Annotated in this window: 22 protein-coding genes; 14 read left to right on the forward strand and 8 right to left on the reverse strand. The window is 67.1% G+C overall.

The window, feature by feature from the left end:
- Window positions 1-105 precede the first annotated feature (105 nt).
- From RW112_RS18065 to RW112_RS18105, 9 genes are all read left to right on the forward strand, one after another.
- Complete coding sequence (locus RW112_RS18065) at window positions 106-813, forward strand: GntR family transcriptional regulator (RefSeq protein WP_317783076.1); 708 nt, start codon at window positions 106-108, stop codon at window positions 811-813.
- 178 nt (window positions 814-991) lie between these two features.
- A complete protein-coding gene (locus RW112_RS18070) occupies window positions 992-1,996 on the forward strand; it encodes a sugar phosphate isomerase/epimerase family protein (RefSeq protein WP_317783077.1) in 1,005 nt (334 codons plus the stop codon).
- 72 nt (window positions 1,997-2,068) lie between these two features.
- Window positions 2,069-3,847, forward strand: coding sequence for a dihydroxyacetone kinase subunit DhaL (gene dhaL / locus RW112_RS18075; protein WP_317783078.1), 1,779 nt, complete (start codon window positions 2,069-2,071; stop codon window positions 3,845-3,847).
- On the forward strand, window positions 3,844-4,338 hold the full coding sequence (locus RW112_RS18080) for a ribose-5-phosphate isomerase (RefSeq protein WP_317783079.1): 495 nt from the start codon (window positions 3,844-3,846) through the stop codon (window positions 4,336-4,338). The genes dhaL and RW112_RS18080 overlap by 4 nt, the downstream gene beginning before the upstream one ends.
- A gap of 2 nt (window positions 4,339-4,340) precedes the next feature.
- Window positions 4,341-5,333 (forward strand): 3-hydroxyacyl-CoA dehydrogenase family protein, encoded by a 993-nt coding sequence (locus tag RW112_RS18085; RefSeq protein WP_317783080.1) that lies wholly within the window; start codon window positions 4,341-4,343, stop codon window positions 5,331-5,333.
- A 13-nt stretch (window positions 5,334-5,346) separates the two neighbouring features.
- Complete coding sequence (locus tag RW112_RS18090; RefSeq protein WP_317783081.1) at window positions 5,347-6,114, forward strand: SDR family NAD(P)-dependent oxidoreductase; 768 nt, start codon at window positions 5,347-5,349, stop codon at window positions 6,112-6,114.
- 12 nt (window positions 6,115-6,126) lie between these two features.
- Window positions 6,127-6,258, forward strand: a complete 132-nt coding sequence (locus tag RW112_RS18095) for a hypothetical protein (RefSeq protein ID WP_305939938.1) — start codon at window positions 6,127-6,129, stop codon at window positions 6,256-6,258.
- 52 nt (window positions 6,259-6,310) lie between these two features.
- Window positions 6,311-7,660: an MFS transporter gene (locus tag RW112_RS18100; protein ID WP_317783082.1), complete on the forward strand. Its 1,350-nt coding sequence runs from the start codon at window positions 6,311-6,313 to the stop codon at window positions 7,658-7,660.
- Entirely contained in the window at window positions 7,661-8,530 is an 870-nt protein-coding gene (locus RW112_RS18105; protein ID WP_317783083.1) for a triose-phosphate isomerase family protein, read from the forward strand.
- On the opposite strand, the gene RW112_RS18110 is transcribed toward RW112_RS18105, so the two are convergent.
- On the reverse strand, window positions 8,496-12,152 hold the full coding sequence (locus RW112_RS18110) for a TM0106 family RecB-like putative nuclease (RefSeq protein WP_317783084.1): 3,657 nt from the start codon (window positions 12,150-12,152) through the stop codon (window positions 8,496-8,498). The genes RW112_RS18105 and RW112_RS18110 overlap by 35 nt on opposite strands.
- A gap of 171 nt (window positions 12,153-12,323) precedes the next feature.
- Here RW112_RS18110 and RW112_RS18115 point away from each other — a divergent pair, with 171 nt between their 5' ends.
- The 3 genes from RW112_RS18115 to RW112_RS18125 all read left to right on the forward strand — a co-directional run bounded on the left by RW112_RS18115 (window position 12,324) and on the right by RW112_RS18125 (window position 14,015).
- On the forward strand, window positions 12,324-12,923 hold the full coding sequence (locus RW112_RS18115) for a heme-binding protein (protein WP_317783085.1): 600 nt from the start codon (window positions 12,324-12,326) through the stop codon (window positions 12,921-12,923).
- The gene (locus tag RW112_RS18120; protein WP_317783086.1) at window positions 12,920-13,387 is read left to right on the forward strand and encodes a nucleoside deaminase; all 468 of its coding nucleotides are present in this window, start codon (window positions 12,920-12,922) and stop codon (window positions 13,385-13,387) included. The genes RW112_RS18115 and RW112_RS18120 overlap by 4 nt, the downstream gene beginning before the upstream one ends.
- A 190-nt stretch (window positions 13,388-13,577) precedes the next feature.
- Window positions 13,578-14,015 carry a CBS domain-containing protein gene (locus tag RW112_RS18125; protein WP_317783087.1) on the forward strand — a complete coding sequence of 146 codons (438 nt, stop codon included), beginning with the start codon at window positions 13,578-13,580 and terminating at the stop codon, window positions 14,013-14,015.
- A 131-nt stretch (window positions 14,016-14,146) separates the two neighbouring features.
- Here the strand turns inward: RW112_RS18125 and RW112_RS18130 are convergent, their stop codons facing one another.
- A complete protein-coding gene (locus RW112_RS18130; protein WP_305939944.1) occupies window positions 14,147-14,443 on the reverse strand; it encodes a hypothetical protein in 297 nt (98 codons plus the stop codon).
- Window positions 14,444-14,585: 142 nt separating this feature from the next.
- Here RW112_RS18130 and RW112_RS18135 point away from each other — a divergent pair, with 142 nt between their 5' ends.
- Entirely contained in the window at window positions 14,586-17,138 is a 2,553-nt protein-coding gene (locus RW112_RS18135; protein WP_317783088.1) for a Tex family protein, read from the forward strand.
- A gap of 71 nt (window positions 17,139-17,209) precedes the next feature.
- A complete protein-coding gene (locus RW112_RS18140; protein ID WP_317783089.1) occupies window positions 17,210-19,045 on the forward strand; it encodes a gamma-glutamyltransferase family protein in 1,836 nt (611 codons plus the stop codon).
- A 154-nt stretch (window positions 19,046-19,199) separates the two neighbouring features.
- On the opposite strand, the gene RW112_RS18145 is transcribed toward RW112_RS18140, so the two are convergent.
- The 6 genes from RW112_RS18145 to RW112_RS18170 form a co-directional block, all read right to left on the reverse strand.
- Window positions 19,200-20,783 carry an HNH endonuclease signature motif containing protein gene (locus tag RW112_RS18145; RefSeq protein ID WP_317783090.1) on the reverse strand — a complete coding sequence of 528 codons (1,584 nt, stop codon included), beginning with the start codon at window positions 20,781-20,783 and terminating at the stop codon, window positions 19,200-19,202.
- An 82-nt stretch (window positions 20,784-20,865) separates the two neighbouring features.
- Window positions 20,866-21,855 (reverse strand): DUF4862 family protein, encoded by a 990-nt coding sequence (locus RW112_RS18150; RefSeq protein ID WP_317783091.1) that lies wholly within the window; start codon window positions 21,853-21,855, stop codon window positions 20,866-20,868.
- A 23-nt stretch (window positions 21,856-21,878) separates the two neighbouring features.
- Entirely contained in the window at window positions 21,879-22,715 is an 837-nt protein-coding gene (locus RW112_RS18155) for a fumarylacetoacetate hydrolase family protein (protein WP_317783092.1), read from the reverse strand.
- A complete protein-coding gene (locus RW112_RS18160; RefSeq protein ID WP_305939950.1) occupies window positions 22,715-23,464 on the reverse strand; it encodes an amino acid ABC transporter ATP-binding protein in 750 nt (249 codons plus the stop codon). Before RW112_RS18160 ends, RW112_RS18155 begins: the two co-directional genes overlap by 1 nt.
- A complete protein-coding gene (locus tag RW112_RS18165) occupies window positions 23,461-24,162 on the reverse strand; it encodes an amino acid ABC transporter permease (protein WP_305939951.1) in 702 nt (233 codons plus the stop codon). Before RW112_RS18165 ends, RW112_RS18160 begins: the two co-directional genes overlap by 4 nt.
- A gap of 8 nt (window positions 24,163-24,170) precedes the next feature.
- Window positions 24,171-24,971 carry a transporter substrate-binding domain-containing protein gene (locus RW112_RS18170; protein ID WP_317783093.1) on the reverse strand — a complete coding sequence of 267 codons (801 nt, stop codon included), beginning with the start codon at window positions 24,969-24,971 and terminating at the stop codon, window positions 24,171-24,173.
- Between the last annotated feature and the right edge of the window lie 33 nt (window positions 24,972-25,004).

The following is a 25,004-nucleotide window of genomic DNA, read 5'->3' on the forward strand; positions in this document are numbered from 1 at the left end:
TCAGGGTCTTCGGGTGAAGGCGGGCGCAATCCAATTGCGCCCGCCTTCACCCGTATTGTGACCGGTCAACTCTGCTGCTCCCGGCCAGCCCTATAGGATCTGAACATGCAGCGCCCCTCCCAGATCAACAGTCCCGGCAGCCGCAAGGGCCGGCCCGTGAGCCGCCAGGTGCTTGCCGACCACGTCTACGAGGAACTGCTGGAATCCCTGATGGACGGACGGCTCGAACCGGGCGCCACCGTCAGCATTGACGGGACAGCGCGGGACCTCGACGTCTCGCCCACCCCGGTCCGGGAAGCCCTGGCCCGGCTGGAGCACACCGGCATGGTCCGCCGGGTGGCCCTCAAGGGGTACCGGGTGGCGCCTGTTTTCACCCGCGAGGACTTCGCCGAGTTGATGGAAGCGCGGCTCGCCATTGAGCCGGTGAATGCCCGGCTCGCCTGTGCGCGGCTCACTCCGGAGCGGCTCGCGGAGCTGGAGCAGGCGGTGACCGATTTGAAGACTGCGCCGCGGGGGCCGTCGTTCGCTGAGTACCGGGACTACCTCGAAGCGGATGAGCGGTTCCACAGGCTCATCGCCGAACAGACCGGTAACCAGTTCATGGTGGCCGCGTATGCTGCCCTCGGTGGCCAGGTTCAGCGGTTCCGGTTGTTCGGCGGCGTGGGAATCACGGACGCGGAAAACGCCATCGCCGAACACCAGGCCGTCCTCGACGCCCTGGCCACAGGGGACCCCGAGCAGGCCGCGTCAGCGATGGCCGAGCACGTCCGCAAGGTCCGCGGACGTGCGATCGCGGACGCCCCGGAAGGCTGACCCTGCCCCGCAGCGCCTCCCACCCAACAACTAGGTAGCAGCAGATGTCGTTTTGGAGGCCCATAACGACATCTGCTGCTACCTAGTTGGGCTGACACCACCTGAAATGTGACCTTGACAACTCTTTGTCGATAGTAAATCCTATAGGAAACAGGATTCGCACAAAGGAGTGAACACCATGGCCTACACAGCCGAGAACTGGCCCATTACTGCGGCCCTGCTTCAGTTCCCGGGCACCGATGCCCAGGGAACCCACATCAACGACGCCGGCCCCGCCGCTTGGGCAGAGGTGCTCACCGAGGTCAAGGAAGCCGGGTTCGCCAACGCGGACCTCACCGACAGCTGGGTGCGCCCCGGCGACTTGGACAAGGACCGCCTGGCGGAGTTCAAGCAGACGGCGGACAGTGTGGGGATCGGCGTCCCGGTCATCTCCGCCATCCGCCGCAGCGTCATCGAAGAAGGCCGCTGGGAAGCCAACCTGGCCTACAGCCACCGCACCATCGACGCCGCCGCCGAACTGGGCTGCGAAGTTGTCTCCTTCGGCCTCCACCAGGCCATCACGCCCGAGCAGCAGAAGCAGCTCTGGTTCTGGACGGTCGAGGGATACAAGGACCCGGCGGGCAACAAGGAAGCCTGGGGCAACGCCGTCAGCCGCCTCCGCGAACTGGGCCGGCACGCCGCCGAAGTAGGCGTGCTGCTCTCCCTCGAAATGTACGAGGACACCTTCCTGGGCACCGCGGATTCGTCCGTGCAGCTGGTCCAGGACATCGGCCTCGCCAACGTCGGCCTCAACCCGGACCTCGGCAACCTGATCCGCCTTCACCGGCCCATCGAAGACTGGCGCGAGATGGTGGCCAAAACCCTGCCGTACTCCAACTACTGGCACATGAAGAACTACATCCGCGACGAGGACACCGCGCGCGACATGTATGTCGCCATGCCCGCGCCGATGGAAAGCGGCCTCATCAACTACCGCGAGGCCTTCAAGCTGGCACTGTCCGTCGGCTTCCAGGGCATCCTCTGCACCGAGCACTACGGCGGCGACGGCCTCAGCGTGACGGCCAGCAACCAGGACTACCTCCGCCGCCACGTCCTCCCCAAGACGGACGGCTACGCGCTGGGCCAGAGCCAGGTGGCCCAGGGCCGGCAGCAGCCGGCCGCCGTCGAACTCGCCAGCGCCTGACCGGAGGCGGCGTAACCACAGCCCGTCGGCAACCCAACACCGCATTTCCAACACGGATTCGATGAGGAAACCATGACCCAGATCTTCGACAACCCCGCATATTTCGCGGATGAGGCACTGGACGGCTTCGTAGCAGCCAACCGCGGGTATGTTGCCCGGGTGGACGGCGGCGTGGTCCGCTCCACCGAGGTGCCCGCCGGCCAGGTAGCACTGGTGGTGGGCGGCGGCTCCGGCCACTACCCGGCGTTCGCCGGGCTGGTGGGACCGGGCCTCGCCACCGGCTCCGCTTGCGGCAACATGTTCGCCTCCCCGGCGGCCGGCCAGGTCTACCGGGTGGCCAAGGCATCCAACGCGGGCGGCGGCGTGCTGCTGAGCTACGGCAACTACGCAGGCGACGTGCTCCACTTCGGCCAGGCCCAGCTGCGGCTCAACGCGGAGGGCATCGAAACCCGCACCGTCCTGGTCACGGACGACATCGCCAGCGCCCCGCTGGACCAGATCGAGAAGCGCCGCGGCATCGCCGGAGACCTGACTGTCTTCAAGATCGCCGGCGCCGCAGCCGAAGCGGGACTGGACCTCGACGCCGTCGAACGGCTCGCCATCCGGACCAACTACCGCACCCGTTCGCTGGGCGTGGCCTTTGACGGCTGCACGCTTCCGGGAGCGGACGCGCCGCTGTTCCACGTGCCCGCCGGCCAGATGTCGCTGGGCCTGGGGATCCACGGTGAGCCAGGCATCTCCGAACACCCCATGCCCACCGCCTCCGAACTCGCCGAACTGCTGGTCTCCAGGCTGCTCGCGGACAAGCCCGACGACGCCGGAAACCGCGTGGTGGCCATCGTCAACGGGCTGGGCACGGTCAAGTACGACGAACTGTTCCTGCTGTTCGGCAAGATTGAAAAGCTCCTCACCGGTGCCGGCCTGACCGTGGTGGAACCGGAATGCGGCGAGCTGGTCACCAGCCTGGACATGTCCGGACTCTCCCTCACGCTGCTCTGGCTGGACGACGAACTGGAGCAGTTCTGGGCCGCCCCGGCCGACACGCCGGCGTTCCGCAAGGGCAGCCTGGCCCCGCGGGCCCGCCGCGAACTGGCCGGACCGGATGACGCCGTGGCCGGCGAGGTGGAAAGCACGACGCCGGCAGCAGCTGACCTGGGCCGGCTGGCAGCCGCCGTGCTCGCGCAAGTACAGGGCGTCGTCGTCGAGAACGAAGAGGAACTGGGCAAGCTGGACGCCATTGCGGGCGACGGCGACCACGGCATCGGCATGCGCCGCGGCGTGGACGCGGCGGCCGCGGCAGCCCACGAAACGTCGGCAGCAGGGGCTTCGGTGGAGCGCGTACTCACCGCGGCGGGGGAGGCCTGGAGCGAACGCGCCGGCGGAACCTCCGGGGCTTTGTGGGGATCCGCGGTGATTGCCGCCGGACTCGCGCTCGGCAACAGGGACACGTACCGCGGCGAGGACGCCGCTGCCGCCGTGACCGCCTTCGTGGACGCCATCACCGCCCTGGGCAAGGCCGAACCGGGGGACAAGACCATGGTGGACGCACTGCTTCCGTTCCGGGACGCCTTCCTGGCCGCGTTCGACGGCGGCACTCCGGTGACGGGGGCGCTCGCCTCGGCAGCGGCTGCTGCGCAGTCCGCCGCGGAAGCCACCGCGTCGCTCCGGCCGCTCAAGGGCAGGGCGAGGCCGCTCGCCGAAAAGAGCCTGGGCCACCCGGACCCCGGCGCGGTTTCCTTCGCGCTGATTGCCGCCCGGATCTCCGGCTACCTCGATTCCGACCTGACAGATTTTCCACAGACTGATTCCCCGCTGGCCGCCTCCGCGGCCGGAAATGGAGCAAACTCATGAGCACCACCCCCGGCACCACGGCAGGATGGCGCATTGTCATCGGCAACGATGAAGCAGGCGTCGAATACAAGGAAGCGCTGAAGGCGCTGCTGGAAGCGGACAGCCGCGTGGCGTCCGTTGAGGATGTGGGCGTCGGAGCGAACGACTCGACCGCCTACCCGCACGTCGCCGTCGATGCCGCACGCAAAGTGGCCGACGGCGAAGCGGACCGCGCCCTGCTGATCTGCGGCACCGGGCTGGGAGTGGCCATCGCGGCCAACAAGATTCCCGGGATCCGCGCCGTCACGGCCCACGACGGCTACTCCGTGGAGCGGTCCGTGCTGAGCAACAACGCCCAGGTCCTCACCATGGGCCAGCGGGTGATCGGCCTGGAACTGGCCAAGAAGCTGGTGGGCGAATGGCTCGACTACCGGTTCGACGAGACTTCCTCCTCCGCCGCCAAGGTGGACGCCATCTGCTCCTACGAGCCCGACTACACGAAGGCAGTCTGATCATGACCGAAACAGTCAGCACGTCCGCCGCGGCAGCACCCAACAGCGCCCGCAGGATCGCCGTCGTCGGCTCCGGCTACATGGGCGGCGGGATCGCGCAGGTCCTGGCCCTCGGCGGAGCCCGCGTGGCACTCGCCGACGTGTCCGCCGAAGTGGCGCAGAGCAACTACGACCGCCTCCTGGCCGAATCAGACCAGTTCGTGGCCGACGGACTGTTCCCCGCCGGTTCCACCGAAATCCTGAAGCAGAACCTCTGGGCCGCCAAGGACATCGAGGAAGCCGTGGCGGACGCGGACTTCATCGAGGAAGCCGTCCCCGAAGTCATCGCCATCAAGCACCAGACGCTGGCCCGCATCAGCGCCGCCGCCCGGCCGGACGCCATCATCGGCTCCAACACCTCCACCATCTCCATCGCCGAATTGTCCGAGCCGGTCACCAACCCGGAGCGGTTCCTCGGCGTGCACTTCTCCAACCCGTCACCGTTCATCCCGGGCGTCGAAATCATCCCGCACGCCGGGACCTCGGCCGCCACCGTGGGCGCAGCCCGCGACCTGGTCCATGCCGCCGGCAAGCAGACCGCCGTCGTCAAGGACGTCACCGGCTTTGTCCTCAACCGGCTCCAGTACGCGCTGTTCCATGAAGCAGCGCAGCTGGTGGAGCAGGGCATCGCGACGGCGGACGACGTGGACACCCTGGTCCGCACCACCTTCGGCTTCCGGCTGCCGTTCTTCGGCCCGTTCGCCATTGCGGACATGGCCGGCCTGGACGTTTACAACTTCTGCTACAAGTCCCTTCAGACCGACTTCCCCGAGCGGTTCGCCACCCCGAAGATCCTCACGGACCTGGTGGACGCCGGAAAGCTGGGCACCAAGACCGGTGCAGGCTTCCTCAACGTTCCCGCCGAGCGCACGCCCGAGCTGATCGCATACCGCAACAAGGCCTACGTGGCCATGCAGCAGCTGCTCGAGGACCTGGGCCCCGCGCCCGTCAACTAACACAGGAGCAACCATGAGCACTTTCCCCGCGGAACGCACCGCCATCGTCACCGGAGCCGTCTCCGAGCGCGGCATCGGCCGGGCCACCGTCAACTACCTGGCCGCGCAGGGCTGGAACATCGGCATCATCGACCTCGACGACGCCCTGTGCAAGGCTGCCGCGAAAGAACTTGCCGCGGAGTACGGCATCAAGGCCCACGGCGTCGGCGCCAACGTTGCGGACGAATCCTCCGTCCGGGCTGCGATCGACTCCATCGAGGCGGAGCTGCCGCAGATCGTGGCCCTGGCCAACGTGGCCGGCGTCAGCTCACCGGTTCCGTACCTGGAACTGGACGCAGCGGAATGGGACCGGGTGCTGAATATCAACCTCAACGGCGTCCACTACGCCACCCGCCGCGTGGCCGAGTCAATGGTGAAGAACCGGATCGGACGCATCGTCAACATCTCCTCCGTGTCCGCCCAGCGCGGCGGCGGCACGTTCTCCAAGACGCCCTACTCGGTGGCGAAGGCCGGCGTGATCGGGCTGACCCGTTCCACCGCCCGCGAACTGGGGGAGTACGACATCACGGTCAACGCCATCTCCCCGGGCCCCATCGACACGGACATCATGGGCGGCACGCTCAGCCCGGAACGCAAGGAGGAACTCACCAGGGACCTCGTGGTCAACCGGGTCGGATCCACGCGCGACATCGCAGCAGCCATCGCCTTCCTCATCAGCGAGGACGCCGGATACATCTCCGGCCAGACGCTGAATGTGGACGGCGGACTCTACATGCACTAGGGAAGGCCAGCCATGGCACAGCACCAACCAGCAACATCCCGGGCCACCGGACTCCGCTCCTGGAGCCGCGAACGCCGGATCTACCTCGCCGTCGGCATCCTGGCCTGCATCGCCGGGATCATGATCATCGCGTTCTCCCGCTAGGACCTGAAGTACCCCCTTCGTGTGCAACTGATTTACTCAAAGAGGAGTTTTGATGTCCCTAACAGCAACTTCCACCAAGGAGCTCCTGGATTCGCCGATCCTCAAATCGGCGATCTCCAAGGCCTCCTTCCGGCTCATGCCGATGCTGGTCATCCTGTACATCGTGGCGTTCCTGGACCGCACCAACGTGGGCTTCGCCGAAGCCGCGCTCGGTGTGGACCGGGGAGTTACGGCCGGCGCCTACGCCCTCGGCGCCGGGATCTTCTTCATCGGCTACGCACTGTTTGAAATTCCCAGCAACCTGCTGCTCACCAAGTTCGGCGCCAAGGTGTGGCTGGCCCGCATCGCCATCACCTGGGGCATCGTGTCCGCGTGCTTCGCGTTCGTCCAGGGCGAGACCTCCTTCATCATCCTGCGCTTCCTGCTGGGTGTGACCGAAGCCGGCCTGTTCCCGGGCGTCATCATGTTCCTTGCGGCGTGGTTCCCGAACAAGGTGCGCGTGAAGATGTTCGCCATCTTCTACCTGGCGCAGCCGTTCTCCCAGATGATGGGCGCCCCGCTCTCCGGCTGGCTGATCAACATCGGCGACCAGGTTCCCGGCGTGGCCGGCTGGCAGGTCATGTTCTTCGTCGAAGGCATGCTCGCAGTGGTGGCCGGCATCGCCGCGTACTTCTTCCTGATCAACAGCCCGCAGGACGCCAAGTTCCTCAACCCCGGTGAAAAGAAGGCGCTGCTGGATGTCATGGCGCTGGAGGACACCGTGAAGGAAGAAACAGGCCCCCGCGGCGTGCTCGCGGCCATGAAGAACCGCAAGGTCTGGTACTTCACCGTCATCTACTTCTGCCTGCAGGTGGCGGTGTACGGCGTGACGTTCTACCTGCCGCAGCAGGTGGCACAGCTGACCGGCCAGAAGGTGGGCTTCATGGTGGGCCTGCTGGCCGCCATCCCGTGGTTCTTCGGCCTCTTCGCCTGCTACTTCATCGGCAAGGCGGCCAACACCATCGTCCGCCGCCGCGTCTGGGGCACCGGGCTGTTCATCTCCACGGGCCTGTGCATCTTCGGCTCGGCCTGGGCCGGAGCCAACCACGTGCCCGCACTGGGCATCATCTTCATCACCCTGGCGGTGTGCAGCTTCCTGTCGATCGGCCCCATCGCCTGGTCCTACCCGACGGCGTTCCTCACCGGAACGGCCGCCGCTGCGGGCATCGGCCTGATCAACTCGCTGGGCAACCTGGGCGGTTTCGTGGCCCCGATCCTGCGCACCACGGTCAACCAGGTCACGGCATCCGACACCGGCACCATGGGCGTCTACGCCCTCGGCGTGCTGCCGTTCCTGGCCGCCGCGATGATGTTCGCGACCAAGCGGTTCCGGAACAAGGCGGACGAACTGCTGGAGAAGTAAGTGGGCACAGCCAAAGACAAAGTCACCGACACAGTCACCGACTCAGTCACCGACTCGGTCATTTACGTCGGCGTCAGCACCAAGATGTACCTGGGCTACCGGGACACCCTGGACTGGCTGGGGCGTCTGCGGCACGAAGTGGACTCCCGCCCGGCCCTCGCGGCCGGGCGGGTTGTCCCGTTTGTGATTCCGTCCTTCCCGGCGCTCCCGGCGGCCGCGGCTCTCCTGGAGGGGTCGCCGATGGTGCTGGGTGCGCAGGACTGCGGCTGGGCTGACGGCCCGTGGACCGGGGAAGTGGCACCGTCCATGCTGGCCGAACTGGGCGTCCGCCTGGTGGAGATCGGCCATGCCGAACGCCGCGCGCACTTCGGCGAAACTGATGCCGTGGTGGCGCTCAAGATCCGGGCAGCGGACGACGCCCGGCTGACGCCGCTGCTCTGCGTGGGAGAAGACTCAGCGGGAGAAGCCGCCATTGGCGAAAACCCGGTGGGGGACGGGTCCGCCCGTGACGCCGCCGTGGTTGTGTACCGGCAGATCCAGGCCGCCGTGAGGGGCGACTGGGGGCTGGCCTCGCGCCTGGTCATTGCCTACGAGCCTGTCTGGGCCATCGGCGCCGCCGAGCCTGCGAACGCCGGGTACGTGTCCGACGTCGTCAGTCACCTCCGCGCGCTGCTCGCCGGGCATGGGCTCCGGGAACTTCCGATCATCTACGGCGGGTCAGCCAAGCCCGGCCTGCTTCCCATGCTCGGCGGCGTTTCCGGGCTGTTCCTGGGCCGCTTCGCGCATGACGCGACGAACTTCGGCGCGGTGCTGGATGAGGCGCTGCTGACCGTCCCTAGGACGGAACAGACCGCTGGCACAGCCCGATGAAGCCGCCCAGCTGCTCGAGGCCTTCGGGGTGGGTGGGCAGGTAGTTGGTCAGTTCCGGTGCGCGCACCACCACTGCGCGCCATTTGCCGCGGGACACCGCCACGTTGATCCTGTTGCGGGAGAGCAGGAATTCCATGCCCCGCGGAGCCTCCGCCACCGCGGAACAGGCCATGGACACCACCACAACGGCAGCCTCCTGGCCTTGGAACTTGTCCACGGTGCCGACGCGGACCGCCGCGTGCCCGGCGGAGTCGAGGGCGTCCCGGATCAGGTTCACCTGCGCGTTGTAGGCCGCGACCACCAGGATGTCTCCCGGCCCCAAGGGCCGGCGCCCCGCCTCATCGTGCCAGGTCAGGCCCAGGTGCCGGCCGACCTGGCGCACCACTTCGGCGGCTTCCTCCGGCGAGGACGTGATGTTGCCGCTGTGGGGCACCATGACGGTTTCTATTCCGGCGGGAACACCGGCCAGGAACCGCAGGTCCGCAGCGCTGGCTGACTGCAGCCTGCCTTCGTAGGAGAGTTCCGAAACGGCGGCGCACAGCGGCGACGCCATCCGCCACGAATCCGCCAGGAAGTAGCCGAGTTCAGGCGGAAGGGTAGCGTGGCCCGCCGAAATCCAGCCCAAGGCGGATTCATTGACCGGCTCCGGGTGGGTGCCCTGGCTGACCTGGGGGAGCTGCTGCGGATCGCCGAGCAGCAGCAGCCGCGGGCTCGCCTGCGCTACGGCAAGTGTGTTGGCGAGCGAGAACTGCCCGGCTTCGTCGATCACCAGCAGATCCAGGGAGCCTGCAGGTACGGTGGCGCCGGTCATGGTCCAGGCGGTGCCACCCACCAGGGCGCCGCCGGGGGAACTGAGCAGCCGGTCCACGTCGGCGGCCGCCCGGTGGTCCCAGGGCAGGGAACCGTCGTGCTTCACGTCCTTGGCGACCCTCAGCGGGTCCACTCCCGCTTTTTCCACGGCGGTGCACAGCAGGTTCTCCACCACCGCGTGCGACTGGGCAACGACGCCCACTTTCCAGCCGCGGGCCACCAGCCGCGCGATGACGTGCGATCCGACGTGCGTCTTGCCGGTGCCCGGAGGCCCCTGGACGGCAAGGTACGAATGGTCGAGCGCCTCAACGGCCGCGGTGATGGCGTCAATGAAGCGGTCAGGGCCGCCGGCAGGTGCGGGGAGCGGGCCGCCTGTCACCAGCCTCGGTGGGATCCGGCGCACCAGGTCCAGCGCCGGATGCTTCCGGAAAGCCGGCTTACCCGGAGCCTCTGCCGAGCCGTCCGGAAGGCCGGCAGCGACCTGGTCAGCCAGCCGGGCCAGTGCTTCCTCCAAGCTCTTGGTGGCCACGGGCTGGTCCTCCGTGAGCGCGATGGGCAGGTGGTTATGCGGTTCGATCTTCCGGTGCAGCCTGTCCCGGATCACCACGGTATCCCTGCCGTCCTCATGGCCGAGCTCCAGGACCTCCGTACCGAACCACCCGTTACGTCCGGAGCCGTCGCTGCCCGTGCCCTCAAGTCCGGCAGGCAACGGGCGCTCATACATTCGGAACCACTTGCTGCCCTCGCGCAGGTCCGAACCGGCGCTCACCGTGCCCGTCAGCTGCACCCTTCGCTCCGGGAGCCTGGTGCCCACCCTGTGCCAGTCGTTAAGGATGCGGGCCTCCTCCACGAGGAAAACGTTGCGGTCCTGCTGGTGGGTGTCGGGGCCGCTTTCGCAGCGGTCAAAGTGGGCCCACCAAAAGGCCTTGCGCTCGCGGCGGTGGTAGCTCACGGCGGCATCCACCATGGCAACAGCTTGAACGTCGGGATCCTGGCCGCCGAGACCGGAAGCCGCACGGAACTCCGTTGCCCGGCCGAGGAAATTCCTGATGGCGACTTCCGAAGGCCGGACCACGGCATCGTCGTCGGAATCAGAACCCGCCCGGCCTAAATTTCCCGCAGGACCGCCAGTTCCGGTACGCCCGGCCCGTGCCGCGACGATTCCGCGCTCGGTTGCCAGCCGCAACAGCCAGTTCCGGAGTTCCAGCGTGGAGAGGCAGTCGTATTCGTTGTAGTCGGAGATGCCGGCGAGGATGGTCGCAGCCTCCTCAGCCAGCCCGGCGTCGCGCGCTTCGCAGTAATCGGCGTACGCCACCACCGAGGCTCCGGCGTCCTTCACGTCCCCGGAGCGCAGGTTGCCCCCCATATAGAGCGGCTCGAGCTTCTTGATGCTGTACGAGTTTTCGGAGATCCGGATGCTGTTCCGTACGGTCTGGTAGAGGTCGACGAGGAGCCCGTCCCGCAGCCAGTTGTCCACGACGTCCTCGCCGGCGACGTGCATGACTGACAGCTTGCGGAGTGCGGTCTTCTCGTAGGCGGCGTAGTGGTAGACGTGCATGTCCGGGTAGCGGTGGCGTCTGTCCTCGACGTAGTCCAGGAAATCGAGGAAGGCTTCCTTCTCCGCCGCGCGGCTGTGGGCCCAGAACGGCTTGAACGTGGTTCGGCCATCCGGTTCCTGAGGCGTTTCGATGACCCCGAACAGGTACTCGAGGCCCCAGACCCCGGTGGCGCTGTCCTGCCACAGCGGATCCCCCTCGAAATCGAAGAAGATGTCCCCCGGACTCGGCGGGGGCAGTTCCGCCAGGGTGTTCTCCGGGATCACCCGGTAGCTGATGGTGTGCTGCTCACCCTCCTTGACGTAGCTGACGGAGCCCTCAGCCGTGCCGGAGTTGCTTTGCATCCTGGCTTGATCCTGCATCCGCAGCAGGGACGGGGTGGCGCCAGGCAGGGTTGCGTCGGCCAGCTGTTTGACGGTGAAGATCTCCATTTCGTGAAGTTTCTTCCGCTGCGCCGAGTTCATCCGCGCCACCAGGAGGAGATCGTCCGTGGCCTTGCCCTGTTCCTGGCAGTAGTCGCACCGGCCGCAGGCCACGACGCCCGCCGCGCCCCAGCTGACGGCGTCGGGCTGGTTGCGGTGGCCGGCCGTCAGGGCAAGGAACCTGTCCCGCCGCTCACGGAAGACCGGGAGGATATCGGCCAGGCTGTGGCTGCTCCGGACGTAGTCGAAGCCCCCTTCGGCGGTCTCCACCGTGGCACCCAGGATCAGGGTCACGGCAGGGTCCGGAGTAATTCCGGCCGCCAGCAGCTGGTCGCCGTAGGCGGCAAGCTGGAGCAACGCCGTCACTTTGGCGTGGCGTGCCAGTTTGGTGTCAAACACGGCGTAGCTGCCGTCGTGTTGTTTGACCAGGAAGTCGGAACGGCCGTGGAAGCGGCCGTCAAAGAAGGCCGCCTGGAACACGACGTCCGCCCCGGCACGCAGCGCATCAATGGATTCGGCATGCTTGGCCTGCAGCGTGGCACGGTCCATTGCGGTGGCGGCCGCGACGTCGTATACGCCGCGTCCGGTGGCGGGATTCCAAGGGCCGAACTCATCAAGGAACTTGTCCAGGACCTTGTGCTCGTGGATGTCACCAAGTTTAGCTGTGCGGGCCAGCATCTCGTCGGGCTCGAATTCGGCCTTGGCGGCCCTGCCCAGTTTTTCGTCGAGCTTGCGCAGCACCTGGTATTCGCACGTGGCCGCGATCACCAGATCGCTCGCGGAGAAGACCAGATCCTGTGCCAGATCCGGTACGTCCGGTTCAAGAAGAAACACTGTGCCTCGTTGCCCTAGAAGTTGGTCTGCTGTTGCTCTGATGGTGCCGTTGATGTCCTATTGCCAAGCTACCAAAGGCCCCTGACAGTAATGATGCTTCGGCGCTGATGCTTCGGCGCTGACACGGACCTCTGGCCCGGGCAGGCCCGTGCGGCGTAAGGTCTGAGGAACATGACTGAACAGCAGCCTTTTGACGTCGTCCAGCAGTTCCCGGATTTCGAAGTGCGCCGCTACCCGGCGCACGCCGTTGCCGAAGTAACGGTGAACGCCCCGTTTGATAGCGCGGGGAACACCGCATTCCGGCTTCTTTTCGGGTACATCAGCGGCCAGAACACTGCACGTGCATCCGTGTCCATGACCGCCCCGGTTCTGCAGAGTCCCGCGTCGTCCCGGAAACTGGCCATGACCGCGCCGGTGGTCCAGCGCGGTGTGCTCGGCGACAGCGAGTTCGTCGTGGCCTTCGTGCTTCCGGCCGGCATCACGGCGGAGACTGCCCCGGTGCCCGGCAATCCGGAAGTGAAAATCCGGGCCGTGCCCGGCTCCGTGGCCGCGGTCCTGGGATTTTCCGGCAGGGGGTCGGAAGCGGCGTTCGGGAAGCGGAACCATGACCTGCAGGAAGCACTGGCGCAGGCCGGCCTTCGGCCAGTCGGGGCGCCCCGGTTCGCGCGCTTCGACCCGCCCTTCAAACCGTGGTTTCTCAGGAAGAATGAAGTGGTCCAGGACATCGAGGAGTCGGCAGGACTCGCCGGCAAGGGGGAAGGGGCCTCATGAACGGTCAACCACGTGAGCGCACCGCCACGTATAACGAGGCCGCTTTCGAAGCGGCGGTCCAGGCTGCGCAGCAGAGCCTCAGCGAAGGCGGCATCCCCATCGGGGCCGCCCTGGTGCGGGGGAGCGAACTGCTCGCCAGCGGCCACAACAAGCGTGTGCAGCACGGCGACCCCATCGCTCACGGCGAGATGGCGGCGCTCCGTGCGGCCGGCCGGCAGAAGAGTTACCGGGACACCACGCTGTACACCACCCTCGCACCATGCGCGATGTGCACCGGGACCATCATCCAGTTCAAAATTCCCAGGGTAGTGGTGGGAGAGGCCAGGACGTTCCCGGGCGAATTCGAGCTCCTGCGCTCGCGGGGAGTGGACGTGCTGGTGCTGGACGACCAGCGCTGCGTGGACATGATGGTTGGTTTCCAGCGCGACAACCCGGAACTGTGGGCGGAAGACATCGCCGAGTAGTCGGACCCCTGCGGCAGCCCTGTTTGAACTCCAAAATGGAGTCCGAACCGGCCCCGGCGCGCCGTCCGGTCCCGCCGTGCGACGAGCCATCATTGAACCTAGTCAGGGCGTTTGACCGGGCGTAGGCTGACAGCATCGGCGCCGGAGCCGAAGGCCCCTGCGTCGAATCCCAACCGATGAAGGAGGACTGATGAGCGTCGTACGTGAATTCATGACTACCAACGCCCAGTGCGTCAGGGAAGACCAGACACTGCAGGAAGCGGCAGTAATGATGCGCGACCTTGACTGTGGTTCGCTGCCGATCTGTGGCAGCGAAGGCAAACTCAGGGGACTCATCACGGACCGCGACATCGTACTCAGGTGCGTTGCCGAGGGCTTGGACGCCAGGGAGGTCAGGGCCATCGACCTCGCCCAGGGCAATCTACGCTGGATCGATGCTGACGCCAACATCGACGAAGCCATCGCAGTGATGGAGCAGTACCAGATCAGGCGCCTGCCTGTCATTTCCGACCACAAGCTGGTGGGCATCATCAGCCAGGGCGACATTGCACGCAACTACTCGGAAGAGCGCGTCGGCGAACTGGTGGAACACATTTCGGCAAAGAAGCCCATGGAGAACATGGCCTAGTGCCAAAGTTAAGCAACTACTGTCCCACTGACCCAAGCAACAAGCGCCGCGAACCATTTGCGGCGCTTGTTTCGCGCCTGCCGTCAGCTCGTTGCACCGGTCTCCGATTGACCGCAAGGGTTGACCGCAGGCTACAGGACGGCCTCGCGGCCGGTTCCCTCACGCAGCAGGAGTTTGCCGTCTTCGATGGAAACGAGGAGGCTCTTCGGTTTTCCGCTGAGCTTCACGCCCCCGGACAAGCCCCGGCTGGTGACGTCGACGCCGATGAGGGCACCGCGCGCCGGAAGCTCGATCGCAACTTCTTCCGCTATGCCCAGCAGCGGGTTGGTGGAGAGAGCGGTGTCGCGCCTGGCCTGCTTGCCGTTGACGAAAACAGTGACGTTGTCCTCCTCAAAGCCGCCCTGAAGGATGATGAGCAACTCCTGCATGATGGACCGCCTCCGTTGATCGACCGGCTCCCCCAACTGCCACTACACCACTTCTTTTCCCTCGTGGGTAGCCCCAGTTTCGGCCGTGTGTGACTGCGCTGTCATGTTGCGGCAACACATACTGTCGGTCCGGTAAGGCAAAATGTTCTGGGTGAACCACATCCCGCAACGCCCGTCCGCATCCCCTGCCACCCACGTCACCGCGACCGGTAAACCCGCCGGCAAGGCTCCCGCCGGCAAGACAGCAGACACCGCCGCGGAACAGATTGCGGTCCAGATCGCCGGCGAACTGGGTGTGAAGGCTTGGCAGGTGAAGGCCGCGGTGGAACTGCTCGACGGCGGGTCGACGGTTCCCTTCATCGCCCGGTACCGCAAGGAAGCCACCGGGACGCTGGATGACACCCAGCTCCGCGAACTCGAGGAGCGGCTCCGGTACCTCCGCGACCTGGAGGACCGCCGTCGGACGGTCCTTGAAGCGATAGCCGCGCAAGGCAAGCTGACACCTGAACTGCAGGCCGCCGTCGTCGGTGCTGACACCAAATCCCGGCTGGAAGACATCTACCTTCCGTTCAAGACCAAGAGGCGGACCAAGGCCCAGATCGCCCGTGAGGCGGGGCTGGAACCGCTCGCGGATGCCCTGCTCAAGCGTCCGGACCTGGATCCGGAGCGCGAGGCCGCCAAGTTCCTGAACGCTGGCCATTCCATCGACGATGCCGCGGCAGCACTGGCAGGCGCCCGGTCCATCCTGGTGGAGCGGGTCGCCCAGGACCCTGATCTTGCTGCGACCCTGCGGGAACGTCTCTGGACCCAGGGCCGCATGGTGTCGCGGGTGAAGAAGGGCCAGGAGGCCGAGGGGCAGAAGTTCAAGGACTATTTCGAGTTTTCGCAGTCGCCGTCCGGGATGCCTTCGCACCGGGTCCTGGCGCTCCTCCGCGGGGAAAAGGACGGGGTGCTGGAGCTGGACCTCGCCGAAGCGGAGCCGTCCGACGACGACGCACTGGCCGCCGCCCGCGGCCGGTTTGAGTCCGCCGTGGCCAGGTTCCTCGGGGTGGCGGACCGCGGCCGGCCCGCCGATGAGTGGCTGCTGCAGACAGCGCAGGTTGCGTGGCGCTCGCGGGTGCTGGCACGGCTGACGGCCGACCTGCGGGGGAGGATGTTCGCCGCCGCCGAGGACGAGGCGGTGCGGGTCTTCGCCGCCAACCTTCGCGACGTGCTGCTTGCCGCCCCGGCCGGGAACCGGGCAACGCTCGGACTCGACCCGGGACTGCGCACCGGTGTGAAGGTGGCAGTGGTGGACGGGACAGGCAAGGTGGTGGCAACGGACACCGTCTACCCGCACGCCCCGGCGCGGAAGTGGGACGAAGCACTGGCCACGCTGGTACGGCTGGCGCGGCAGCACGCCGTCGAGCTCGTGGCCATCGGCAACGGTACGGCGTCCCGGGAGACCGACAAACTGGCCTCGGAACTGATCAAGAAGCTGTCCGCGGAGAAATCGGCGGGAACTGCGGCGCCGGAAAAGCTCGTGGTGTCCGAGGCCGGAGCGTCGGTGTATTCGGCGTCGGCGCTGGCTGCAGCTGAACTGCCCGGCATGGACGTCTCGTTGCGCGGGGCGGTGTCGATCGCCCGGCGCCTCCAGGATCCGCTGGCCGAGCTGGTGAAGATCGAGCCGAAGTCGATCGGCGTCGGGCAGTACCAGCACGATGTCACGGCAGCGAAGCTCGACCGCAGCCTGGACGCGGTGGTGGAAGACTGCGTGAATGCTGTGGGCGTGGACGTGAACACGGCGTCGCCCGCTTTGCTGAGCCGGGTGGCCGGCGTGGGACCGCTGCTGAGCGAGAACATCGTGGCGTACCGCAACGAGCACGGCCCGTTCGCTAAGCGCAGTGACCTGAAGAAGGTGCCGCGGCTAGGTGCCAAGGCGTTCGAACAGTGCGCGGGCTTCCTGCGGATCACGGGCGGAGCGGAACCGCTGGATGCTTCCAGTGTGCACCCGGAGGCGTACCCGGTGGCGCGGAAGATCCTCGCCGCCGCAGGTGGCAAGTCAACAGGCGGCGAGTCAGCTGCCGGTGCGTCCATTGCCGGAAGCCTCGCGTCGCTCAACGCGCAGGACTTCGTGGAGGGCGCCTTCGGCCTGCCGACGGTGCAGGACATCATGTCCGAACTGGAAAAGCCCGGCAGGGACCCGCGGCCGGCGTTTGCGGCCGCCAAGTTCTCGGAGGGGATCGAGAAGATCTCCGACCTCAAGCCCGGGATGATCCTGGAAGGAACCGTCACCAACGTGGCTGCCTTCGGGGCGTTCGTGGACGTCGGAGTGCACCAGGACGGACTGGTGCACGTATCGGCGCTGGCCAACCGCTTCGTGTCCGATCCGCGCGAAGTGGTGAAGTCCGGACAGGTGGTGCGGGTGAAGGTCCTCGAGGCCGACCCCGAGCGGAAGCGCATCTCGCTCACGTTGAGGCTCGACGACGAACCGGCACCTGCCGCTGGACGGCCGGCTGCCGGCGGCCGGCAGGGGAGCGGGGCGCCACGTCAGGGCGTCGGTGCACGTGATGCGTCCGGCGGCCGTCAAGGGAGCGGGGCGCCACGTCAGGGCGCCGGTGCACCACGGAAGGGCAACAGCCCGCCGCCGCCCACGCCCGCACCGGCCAACACCGCCATGGCCGAGGCCCTCCGAAAGGCCGGCCTGGGCAAGTAGCCGTCACTGCGGCAAGGCCGCGGTGATGCCAATCCGGCCTTGCGCCGGCGGCCGTGGCTACAGTGGTCCCCATGACTTTCACCCCGCCCGGCCCTTTCACCACGCGCCCCACCCTGCGGGGAACCTTCGGGATGAGCGCTTCCACGCATTGGCTGGCCACTGCGGCTGCGCAGGCGGTGCTGGAGCGTGGCGGGAACGCGTTCGACGCCGCCACGGCCGGGGCATTTGTGCTCCACGTTGTTGAGCCGCACCTGAACGGACCGGGCGGGGACATGACCGGGGTTTTTGTCACCGCCCAGGATCCGGGCACGCCGGTGGTCCTGATGGGGCAGGGGCCGGCTCCGGCAGGTGCGACGCCGGAGCACTATCGCTCCGAGGGCCTGGAACTGGTCCCGGGTTCGGGGGCGCTGGCCGCTGCGGTGCCTGCCGCCGTCGACGCCTGGCTCCTGCTGCTGCGGGATCACGGGACCTGGGAACTTTCGGCTGTGCTGGAGTTTGCGATCGGCTACGCCCGCGACGGCCATCCGGTGCTGGGCCGCGTCGGCGCCACCATAGCCGCCGTCTCTGAGCTGTTCCGGGAGCACTGGCCCACGTCGGCCGAGCTGTGGATGCCTGAAGACCGGATTCCGGCAGAGGGTGAACTCGTCCGGAACCCGGCGTATGCGCGGACCCTTCAGCGGCTGGTCCACGCCGGGACCGCGGAGTCGTCCCGGGAAGCCCGCATCGATGCCGCCCGCTTGGAGTGGCGGGAAGGCTTCGTGGCGCAGGCGATGGCCGAGTCCGTGCAGACCCCGCACCGGCACTCCTCCGGGACAGACCACCGCGGCGTGCTGGCACTGGGTGATGTGGCCGCCTTCGAAGCCGGCTATGAGGCCGCCGCAACTGTTGAGTTCCGGGGCCACACGATTGCCAAGACCGGGCCATGGGGCCAAGGGCCGGCTTTGCTGCAGACCCTCGCGATCCTGGACGGGTTCGACGACGATCACCTTGATCCGTCCACCGAGCGCGGCGCTCACACCATCCTCGAGGCCCAGAAACTGGCGCTCGCGGACAGGGAGGCTTACTACGGCGATACCGACGTCCCGCTCGGATACCTGCTGTCGGCCGAGTACGCCGCGTCGCGCCGGGCCCTGATTACCGAGCAGGCGTCGCACGAGTTCCGGCCCGGCCGGGTTCCGGGACACCCGCCGTTTGTCCCGCCCTTGCGGACGGAGTATGTGCCGCCGGCGCTTGCGGACGACGACGGCGGCACCCGCCGTCGCGCGCACGGCGCCGGTTCCGGAGTTGGTGAGCCGACCGTCCTGGCCACCGGCGAGACACGCGGCGACACCTGCCATATCGACGTTGTGGACCGCTGGGGCAACATGATCTCGGCTACTCCCTCCGGCGGCTGGCTGCAATCCTCCCCGGCGATTCCGGAGCTGGGGTTCTGCCTGGGAACGCGGCTGCAGATGACCTGGCTCGAACCCGGAACACCGTCCACGCTCACACCGGGCAAACGTCCCCGGACCACCCTGACGCCCACCCTTGTGCTGCGCAACGGCACGGCTGTTACAGCATTGGGCTCACCCGGCGGCGACCAGCAGGACCAGTGGCAGCTCCCGTACCTGCTGCGGACCATAGTGGGCGGCTACACCCCGCAGCAGGCGATTGATGCGCCAACGTTCCATACGACGTCGATGCCCGGCTCGTTCTGGCCCCGCACTTGGGAACCGGGCGGCGCCGTCGTGGAGGACCGGCTGGGCGAGGATGTCATCGCAGGTCTTGAGCGTCGAGGCCACCGGATCACTCGCGCCGGCGACTGGACGCTGGGACGGTTGTCCGCCGTCGTGCGGGATCCGTTGACGGGAGTCCTGCAGGCGGCTGCGAACCCGCGCGGGGCACAGGGCTACGCAGCGGGGCGGTAGCCCCCTGCAGACACTTCTTCGCAGCGCGAACGGACACTTGCGGCCCCACGTGCAGCGCGAACGGACACTTGCGGCCCGGAAGGGCTACAGGGCTGCTACGTTTCCGCCACCGCCGGCCGGACGCCCGCGGGTGATTGCTCCCGGTCGATCAGCGTCAGGCTGAAAGCAAGGCTCTGAAGTAGTTGTTTCTTCGCGGGACCTGTCTCGGGTCGATGTGGGGTGGCGGGATGAACCATGGGATCCCGGCTTTGACCTGGATGTGCCACTGTTCTTTGTGGATCAGGTGGTGGTGATGGCTGCAGAGCAGGGTGCCGTTGTCTGTGCTGGTGGTGCCGCCGTGTGACCAGTAGGTGATGTGGTGGGCTTCGCACCAGGGGGCCGGGATGGTGCAGCCCGGGAACGCGCAGCCCTGGTCGCGGGCGGTGATGGCTTTGCGGATGTGGGGCGCGAAAATCCGGGTTGTGCGGCCGATGTCCAGGACGCGGCCTTCGCTGCCGAGCAGGACGGGGATGATGTCCGCGTCGCAGGCGATCTTCCGGGCCGTTGAAGCGGTGACGGGACCGGTGAACGTGAACGTTCCGGTCCTGGTCCCCGTGCCTGTGCCGGTGTTCGTGGCGGTGGATGGGGTTCCGGTGCCCGGCGGATCCGCACTGTCCACCTGGTCCACGCGTTCCAACCGTTCCAACAGGTCGCGGTAGTCGATGGTCACCATGACTTGCGGGCGGAGCCCTCCCGCGGCCGGAAGAATACCGGTGGCTAGTCCTGCTTTGCAGGCGCCCACGAGGCCGTCGAGGAGTTGCTGCTGGCGGGTGCGCTGCTCCAGATCCTGCTGCGGGTTCCCGGGGCTGCCCTCGCCCGGTTGGGTGCGGGGGTTGGTGGCCGTATTCATCGCAGTAAGCAGGTGTTCGGATTGCTCCATCGTGGCAAAGATTTCCATCCGCTGGAGCCCGCGGCGGGGCGGGCGCAGGAACACACCTTGGCGTTGCCGGAGCTCCGCCTCGGAGGGTTCGCTGCCGTCCTGGTCGATCGCCTCCGTCCACTGCCGGGCGACCCGGGCGACGAAATCGGTGTCGTGCTCTACCGCTGCGCGGGTCAGGGCGTGTTCCATCTTGGCGGCGGTGCCTTCGGTGGCGTGGTGGCGGACCCGGTCCAGGGCGAGGGTGATGATGGTCGCGGACCGGGAGCCCACGGTCCCGACCGCCACGGCCTCGGCGAGTTCGGGCCGCTGCGGTTCCTGGACGTGGCCGGTGATCCCGGTCGTTGGCAGCACCGCTTCGGCCAGCGCAAGCCGGCGGCGGGCTTCGCCGGCACCGATCCTCAGCCTCATACGCAGGAACTCGGTAGTGTTCCGGCAGCCGTCATCCGTCGGGTCCGGGGCTGTGGACTGCTGGCTGCCCCACCCGGTGGTCCAACCAACCCCAGAACCGGAGCCAGAGCCAGCCCGCGCAGCAGCGGAGGCCTCCCGCCGGGTCCGGTCCACAGCCATGGCTGCGACCACTTGCAGGTATTCCATGGACCGGGCGATTTCCTCAACGTTCGCCGCGAAGTCGGCCGCCTCCCGGAAGCCCATCACCGCAGAGCCGGCAACCGCCGTCGAACTGGCACGTTTGAGCAGCCCAAGGATCCGGGCGAGATCACCGGACCCGCCGCCGTCGGACGCTAAAGCAACGCCAGCGGCGGGCAATGCCGCCCACCGCAACGCCCCTCCTGCTTCTGCGAGTTCCCCCAAGACCTCCATGGGACAAGTCTCGCAGCGACCTACGACAAAATAGCGACTCCACGTGGGCCGAAGCCGTTACCGGCTTGAAAGAGTCTTCGCCTCAGAATCCGGCCTCGCGCACCGCGGCGATGGACCCCGAGAGGATGGCCAGGCGCTGCTCCACGGTCGCCCCGCGTGGCACTGAAACCTTCAGGCCGCGGTACAGGCCGCGACCGCCCGGCATCTCCGCACCAGCGGCACGCGCAAACTCCGCGACGCGGGCCGCCGTCAGCAGGGAGTTGGACTCCAGCGGGGCCGGAGGCAGATGGGTGTCGTCCCAGGCGCTCCCGAACCGTGTGTCCACGGGCGAGCAGCCGGAAAGGACAGCGCCGGCCAGTACCCCCGCGTCGCCGGCGAGTTTAACGTGGCGGACCGGGGCGGAGACGTCGCGCTCTTCAATCACCGAGCGGGCCCAGTTCACAGCAAGCCCGACGCCGGCATCGGCTGCCAGAATCGCGTCGATTTCGGCTTCAACGGGAAGGAATCCCTTGATCCACGGCCCGCTGCCTGTCCCGGCGTCGCAGTGCTCCAGCACCGGCCGGGCGCCATCCCAGGCGTAGTCCGCCAGCTCCGTCAGTGACACACTCAGCGCTCCAGCAGACGCCTGGGCAGACGTTCCAGCAGGTGCGCCGGCAGCCGGGCGGGGAGCGCTGAACAGGTGGACCGACGTCACGGCCCGCCGCCCCAGGGCGTCATTGAGGTTGCGGACAGCTTCGGCGGTCCGGAACACCGCGGCCAGGCCCGCGCGCCGCCCCTCGTCGTCCAGGGAAGCCAGTCCGAACCCCTGTTGCCCGCTCAAACGGTGCATCGTGTCCGGGATGGTTGTGACGGTGAACGCCAGGTGCGGCGGCAGGTGCCGGACAGCCTCAAGGAACCAGCCGCCGTCGTACTGATGCAAGCTCCGGCCGTAGAACGGAACCTCCAGGCCGGCGACGTGGGGGAGCGAGGCTGCGGCGGCGAGATAGGCGGCCTCGTCCGCGCGGTGCCAGGAATCGAGGGCAGGTGCTGCCGCGTAGGCACTCAGGATCAGCCCCGGCAAGGTAGCAGGCAAGCTAGCAACGGCAGCCGACACTGTCACACCCGCGCAACCACGGGATTGGCCAGTGTGCCGACGCCCCCGATTTCCACCGAAACAGTGCAACCCGGCCGGAGCTCCAACACCGATTCGTCGGCCGCGAACGGGGTCCCGGTCAGGATCACGTCGCCCGGGTACAGGGTCATGAACCGGGAACAGAACATCAGCAGTTCAGCAACGGAAAACACCATGTTGGCCGTGGATGATTCCTGGACAACGGCGCCATTGATCCGGGTGAGAATGCCCAGCGACTGCAGGTCCGGCAGCTCGTCCAGCGTCACGAGCTCCGGTCCCAGCGGACAGAACGTGTCCAGGCTCTTGCCGCGGGTGGACTGGACGTCGGCCTGCTGGAGGTCCCGCGCCGAGACGTCGTTCGCCACGGTCACGCCCGCCACTGCTTGGAGCGCCTCGGATGCGCTGTGCGCATCCTTCAGGACGCGGCCGACGACGACGGCGAGTTCGCCTTCGCAGACCACCGTTCCGGTCAGCGCGGGGTCCAGTACGATCGGCTGCCCGTCGCCGGCCAGGCTCCCGGGGAACTTGCCGAAGACGAGCGGAATGCGGCCCACGGCCCGCCGGTTCGGGGCAGTGCCTCCGGCGGACCCGGGAGTTTCGGACCCGGGAGTATTGGACCCGGAAGTATCGGACCCGGGAGTTTCGGACCCGGGAGTATCGGACCCGGAAGTATCCGGGAATCCCTCAGCCGTATCCGGCCAGTAGTTCTCGCCAATGCCGATCAGCTGGCCGGGGATGCGGACACCGGGCAGGGCATCGCACTCCAGGTACGGCCGGGCAGCCGGGCCAGCCGCAACCACAGTTAGCGGATGGCGCGCCATCAGTGGCTCAGGTGGGATGCGTAAACGCGGAGCCGCGGGTGCTGGAACACCTCGTCCGGGGGTCCCTCCGCCACGATGCCGCCGTGTTCCATGAAGATCACCCGGTCTGCCACTTCGCGGGCGAACTTCATCTCATGCGTCACGATCACCATGGTCATTCCGGTCCTGGCCAGCTTGGCCATGATGTCCAAGACCTCGTTGACCAGCTCCGGGTCCAGGGCGGACGTGGGTTCGTCGAACAGGATGGCCTTGGGTTCCATCATCAGCGCACGGCAGATCGCCACCCGCTGCTGCTGCCCGCCGGAGAGGTCGGCCGGGTAGGCGTCCGCCTTTTCCTCCAGGCCCACGGAGCGCAGCTTCTCCAGTGCCCGGGTTTCGGCCACCGCCCGCTTCTCGCGCTTGGAGATGACCGGACCCTCCAGCAGGTTCTCCAGGACGGTCCGGTGCGGCCACAGGTTGAACTGCTGGAAGACCATGGAGATCTCCCGGCGCAGCCACGTCAGCCGGAACTGGTCCAGGATTCCCAGCTTCCCTCGCGCGTTCGGCGTGTAGAACACCTGCCGTCCGTCCACGTGGATCCGCCCGGCGTCGGGTACCTCCAGCATGTTGATGCAGCGCAGGAGTGTGCTCTTGCCGGCCCCGCTGGGACCGATGATCGCCACCACCTCGCCCGGCAGGATGCGCAGGTCCACGTCCTTGAGTACTTCGCGGGAGCCGTAGCTCTTGGTCAACCCGGTGATGCTGATCATGCCATGCTCCCTACGGACTCGCGGAGTGATTTGGTGGTGCCCATTTTTCGGCCGGTCTTCTTTTCGATGATGATCTGCAGGACCATCAGCAGGCTCGTCATGGCCAGGTACATCGCGGCCACCACGCCCAGGGTTTCCATGACGTTGTACGTGGAGTTGTACGCCTTCTGCCCCTGGAGCATGAGGTCCGGGACGGTGATCACGGAAATCTGGGCCGATTCCTTCAGCATGATGATGCAGTTGTTGATGTACGGCGGAGTCATCAGGCGGATGCCCTCCGGGCCCGTGACGCGGAGGAACTTCTGCAGCGGGTTCATGCCCACTGAGTCCGCAGCCTCCAGGTGTCCGGTGTTGACCGACTTGAGCCCGGCCCTGATGATTTCCGAGAAGAACGACGCCGAGTTCAGGCTCATGGCGATCAGGCCCGCCGAGAAGGCGTCCAGGGTCAGTCCGAACGGCTTCGTGTAATAGAAGAAGAACAGCGACAGCATCAGCGGAAGGCCGCGGAAGAACCAGACGTACGCCGCTGCGAAGATGCGCAGTGCGCGGATCCGTGAGAGCCGCAGCGTGGCGATCACGTATCCCAGGACGGTGGCACAGACGATGGCCGCGGCCACGATGCCCAGGGTTGTCAGGGCGCCGTTCAGGAAGATCGGGAAGTATTCGGCTGCTACAGAGCCGGGCTCAGGGATGGTCATGGCGGCAGTTACCCCGCCGGGATTTCGACGGTGAAGCCGAACCACTTCTGGTTCAGTTTCTCCAAGGTGCCGTCCGCCTTCAGTTCGGCGATGATCTTGTCCACCTTGGGCTTCATCTCGGTATCGCTCTTGGGAAGTCCGACGCCGGCGGGCTTGGTTCCGTACACCTCGCCCACGATCTTCAGGTCCGCGGCGAGCGGGGAGTTCTTCATGAAGTTCTCCGCGGCGATGCGCCCGGTGGCAAAGACGTCGATGCGTCCGGCTGCGACGTCGGCGAAGCCTTCGGGTGCGCCGGGGTAGGCCTTGAGTTCGGTGAAGCCGCCGATGCCCTTGACGTCCGATTCGGTGCCGGAGCCGCCGATGGCGCCCACTTTGAAACCGTCCAGCTTGCTGACGTCCTGGACGGACGTGTTGTCCTTGGAGACCACCGCCACTGCGCCGTCGGCGAGGTAGGGGGCGGAGAAGGAGATGGACTGCTTGCGCGGTTCGGTCATGGTGAGGCCGGACATCACGGCGTCGAACTTGCCGCTGTTCAGGCCCGGGAGAAGTCCGGACAGCTGGCCTTCAACAAACTCCGCTTCCATGCCCAGCTTGTCGGCGATCAGCGTGCCCACTTCGATGTCGAAGCCGGTGAGCTTGCCGCCATCGGAGAAGGTGATGGGGCGGAAGGTACCGCTGGTGGCGATGGTGAACTTCTCTTTGGCGGCCGCGTCTGCGGAGGCGCTGCTACTGGCTGAGCAGCCGCTTGCAGCGAGGGCCAGAGCGGCCAGAGTGGCTACGACGGCGGCTTTGCTAGTGCGTGAAAACATGCGTTGCTTCCCACTTTCAGTGATCCAGATGCC

Origin of the sequence: Arthrobacter sp. B10-11 (genome assembly GCF_033142195.1) — a bacterium.
Taxonomy (GTDB): Bacteria; Actinomycetota; Actinomycetes; order Actinomycetales; family Micrococcaceae; genus Arthrobacter; species Arthrobacter oryzae_C.

Bases quoted from the DNA above. Each gene is read 5' to 3' on its own strand.
- RW112_RS18065 (WP_317783076.1), top strand. From the start codon at position 106: ATGCAGCGCCCCTCCCAGATCAACAGTCCCGGCAGCCGCAAGGGCCGG.
- RW112_RS18070 (WP_317783077.1), top strand. From the start codon at position 992: ATGGCCTACACAGCCGAGAACTGGCCCATTACTGCGGCCCTGCTTCAG.
- dhaL (WP_317783078.1), top strand. From the start codon at position 2,069: ATGACCCAGATCTTCGACAACCCCGCATATTTCGCGGATGAGGCACTG.
- RW112_RS18080 (WP_317783079.1), top strand. From the start codon at position 3,844: ATGAGCACCACCCCCGGCACCACGGCAGGATGGCGCATTGTCATCGGC.
- RW112_RS18085 (WP_317783080.1), top strand. From the start codon at position 4,341: ATGACCGAAACAGTCAGCACGTCCGCCGCGGCAGCACCCAACAGCGCC.
- RW112_RS18090 (WP_317783081.1), top strand. From the start codon at position 5,347: ATGAGCACTTTCCCCGCGGAACGCACCGCCATCGTCACCGGAGCCGTC.
- RW112_RS18095 (WP_305939938.1), top strand. From the start codon at position 6,127: ATGGCACAGCACCAACCAGCAACATCCCGGGCCACCGGACTCCGCTCC.
- RW112_RS18100 (WP_317783082.1), top strand. From the start codon at position 6,311: ATGTCCCTAACAGCAACTTCCACCAAGGAGCTCCTGGATTCGCCGATC.
- RW112_RS18115 (WP_317783085.1), top strand. From the start codon at position 12,324: ATGACTGAACAGCAGCCTTTTGACGTCGTCCAGCAGTTCCCGGATTTC.
- RW112_RS18120 (WP_317783086.1), top strand. From the start codon at position 12,920: ATGAACGGTCAACCACGTGAGCGCACCGCCACGTATAACGAGGCCGCT.
- RW112_RS18125 (WP_317783087.1), top strand. From the start codon at position 13,578: ATGAGCGTCGTACGTGAATTCATGACTACCAACGCCCAGTGCGTCAGG.
- RW112_RS18130 (WP_305939944.1), bottom strand. From the start codon at position 14,443: ATGCAGGAGTTGCTCATCATCCTTCAGGGCGGCTTTGAGGAGGACAAC.
- RW112_RS18135 (WP_317783088.1), top strand. From the start codon at position 14,586: ATGTTCTGGGTGAACCACATCCCGCAACGCCCGTCCGCATCCCCTGCC.
- RW112_RS18140 (WP_317783089.1), top strand. From the start codon at position 17,210: ATGACTTTCACCCCGCCCGGCCCTTTCACCACGCGCCCCACCCTGCGG.
- RW112_RS18145 (WP_317783090.1), bottom strand. From the start codon at position 20,783: ATGGAGGTCTTGGGGGAACTCGCAGAAGCAGGAGGGGCGTTGCGGTGG.
- RW112_RS18155 (WP_317783092.1), bottom strand. From the start codon at position 22,715: ATGGCGCGCCATCCGCTAACTGTGGTTGCGGCTGGCCCGGCTGCCCGG.
- RW112_RS18160 (WP_305939950.1), bottom strand. From the start codon at position 23,464: ATGATCAGCATCACCGGGTTGACCAAGAGCTACGGCTCCCGCGAAGTA.
- RW112_RS18165 (WP_305939951.1), bottom strand. From the start codon at position 24,162: ATGACCATCCCTGAGCCCGGCTCTGTAGCAGCCGAATACTTCCCGATC.
- RW112_RS18170 (WP_317783093.1), bottom strand. From the start codon at position 24,971: ATGTTTTCACGCACTAGCAAAGCCGCCGTCGTAGCCACTCTGGCCGCT.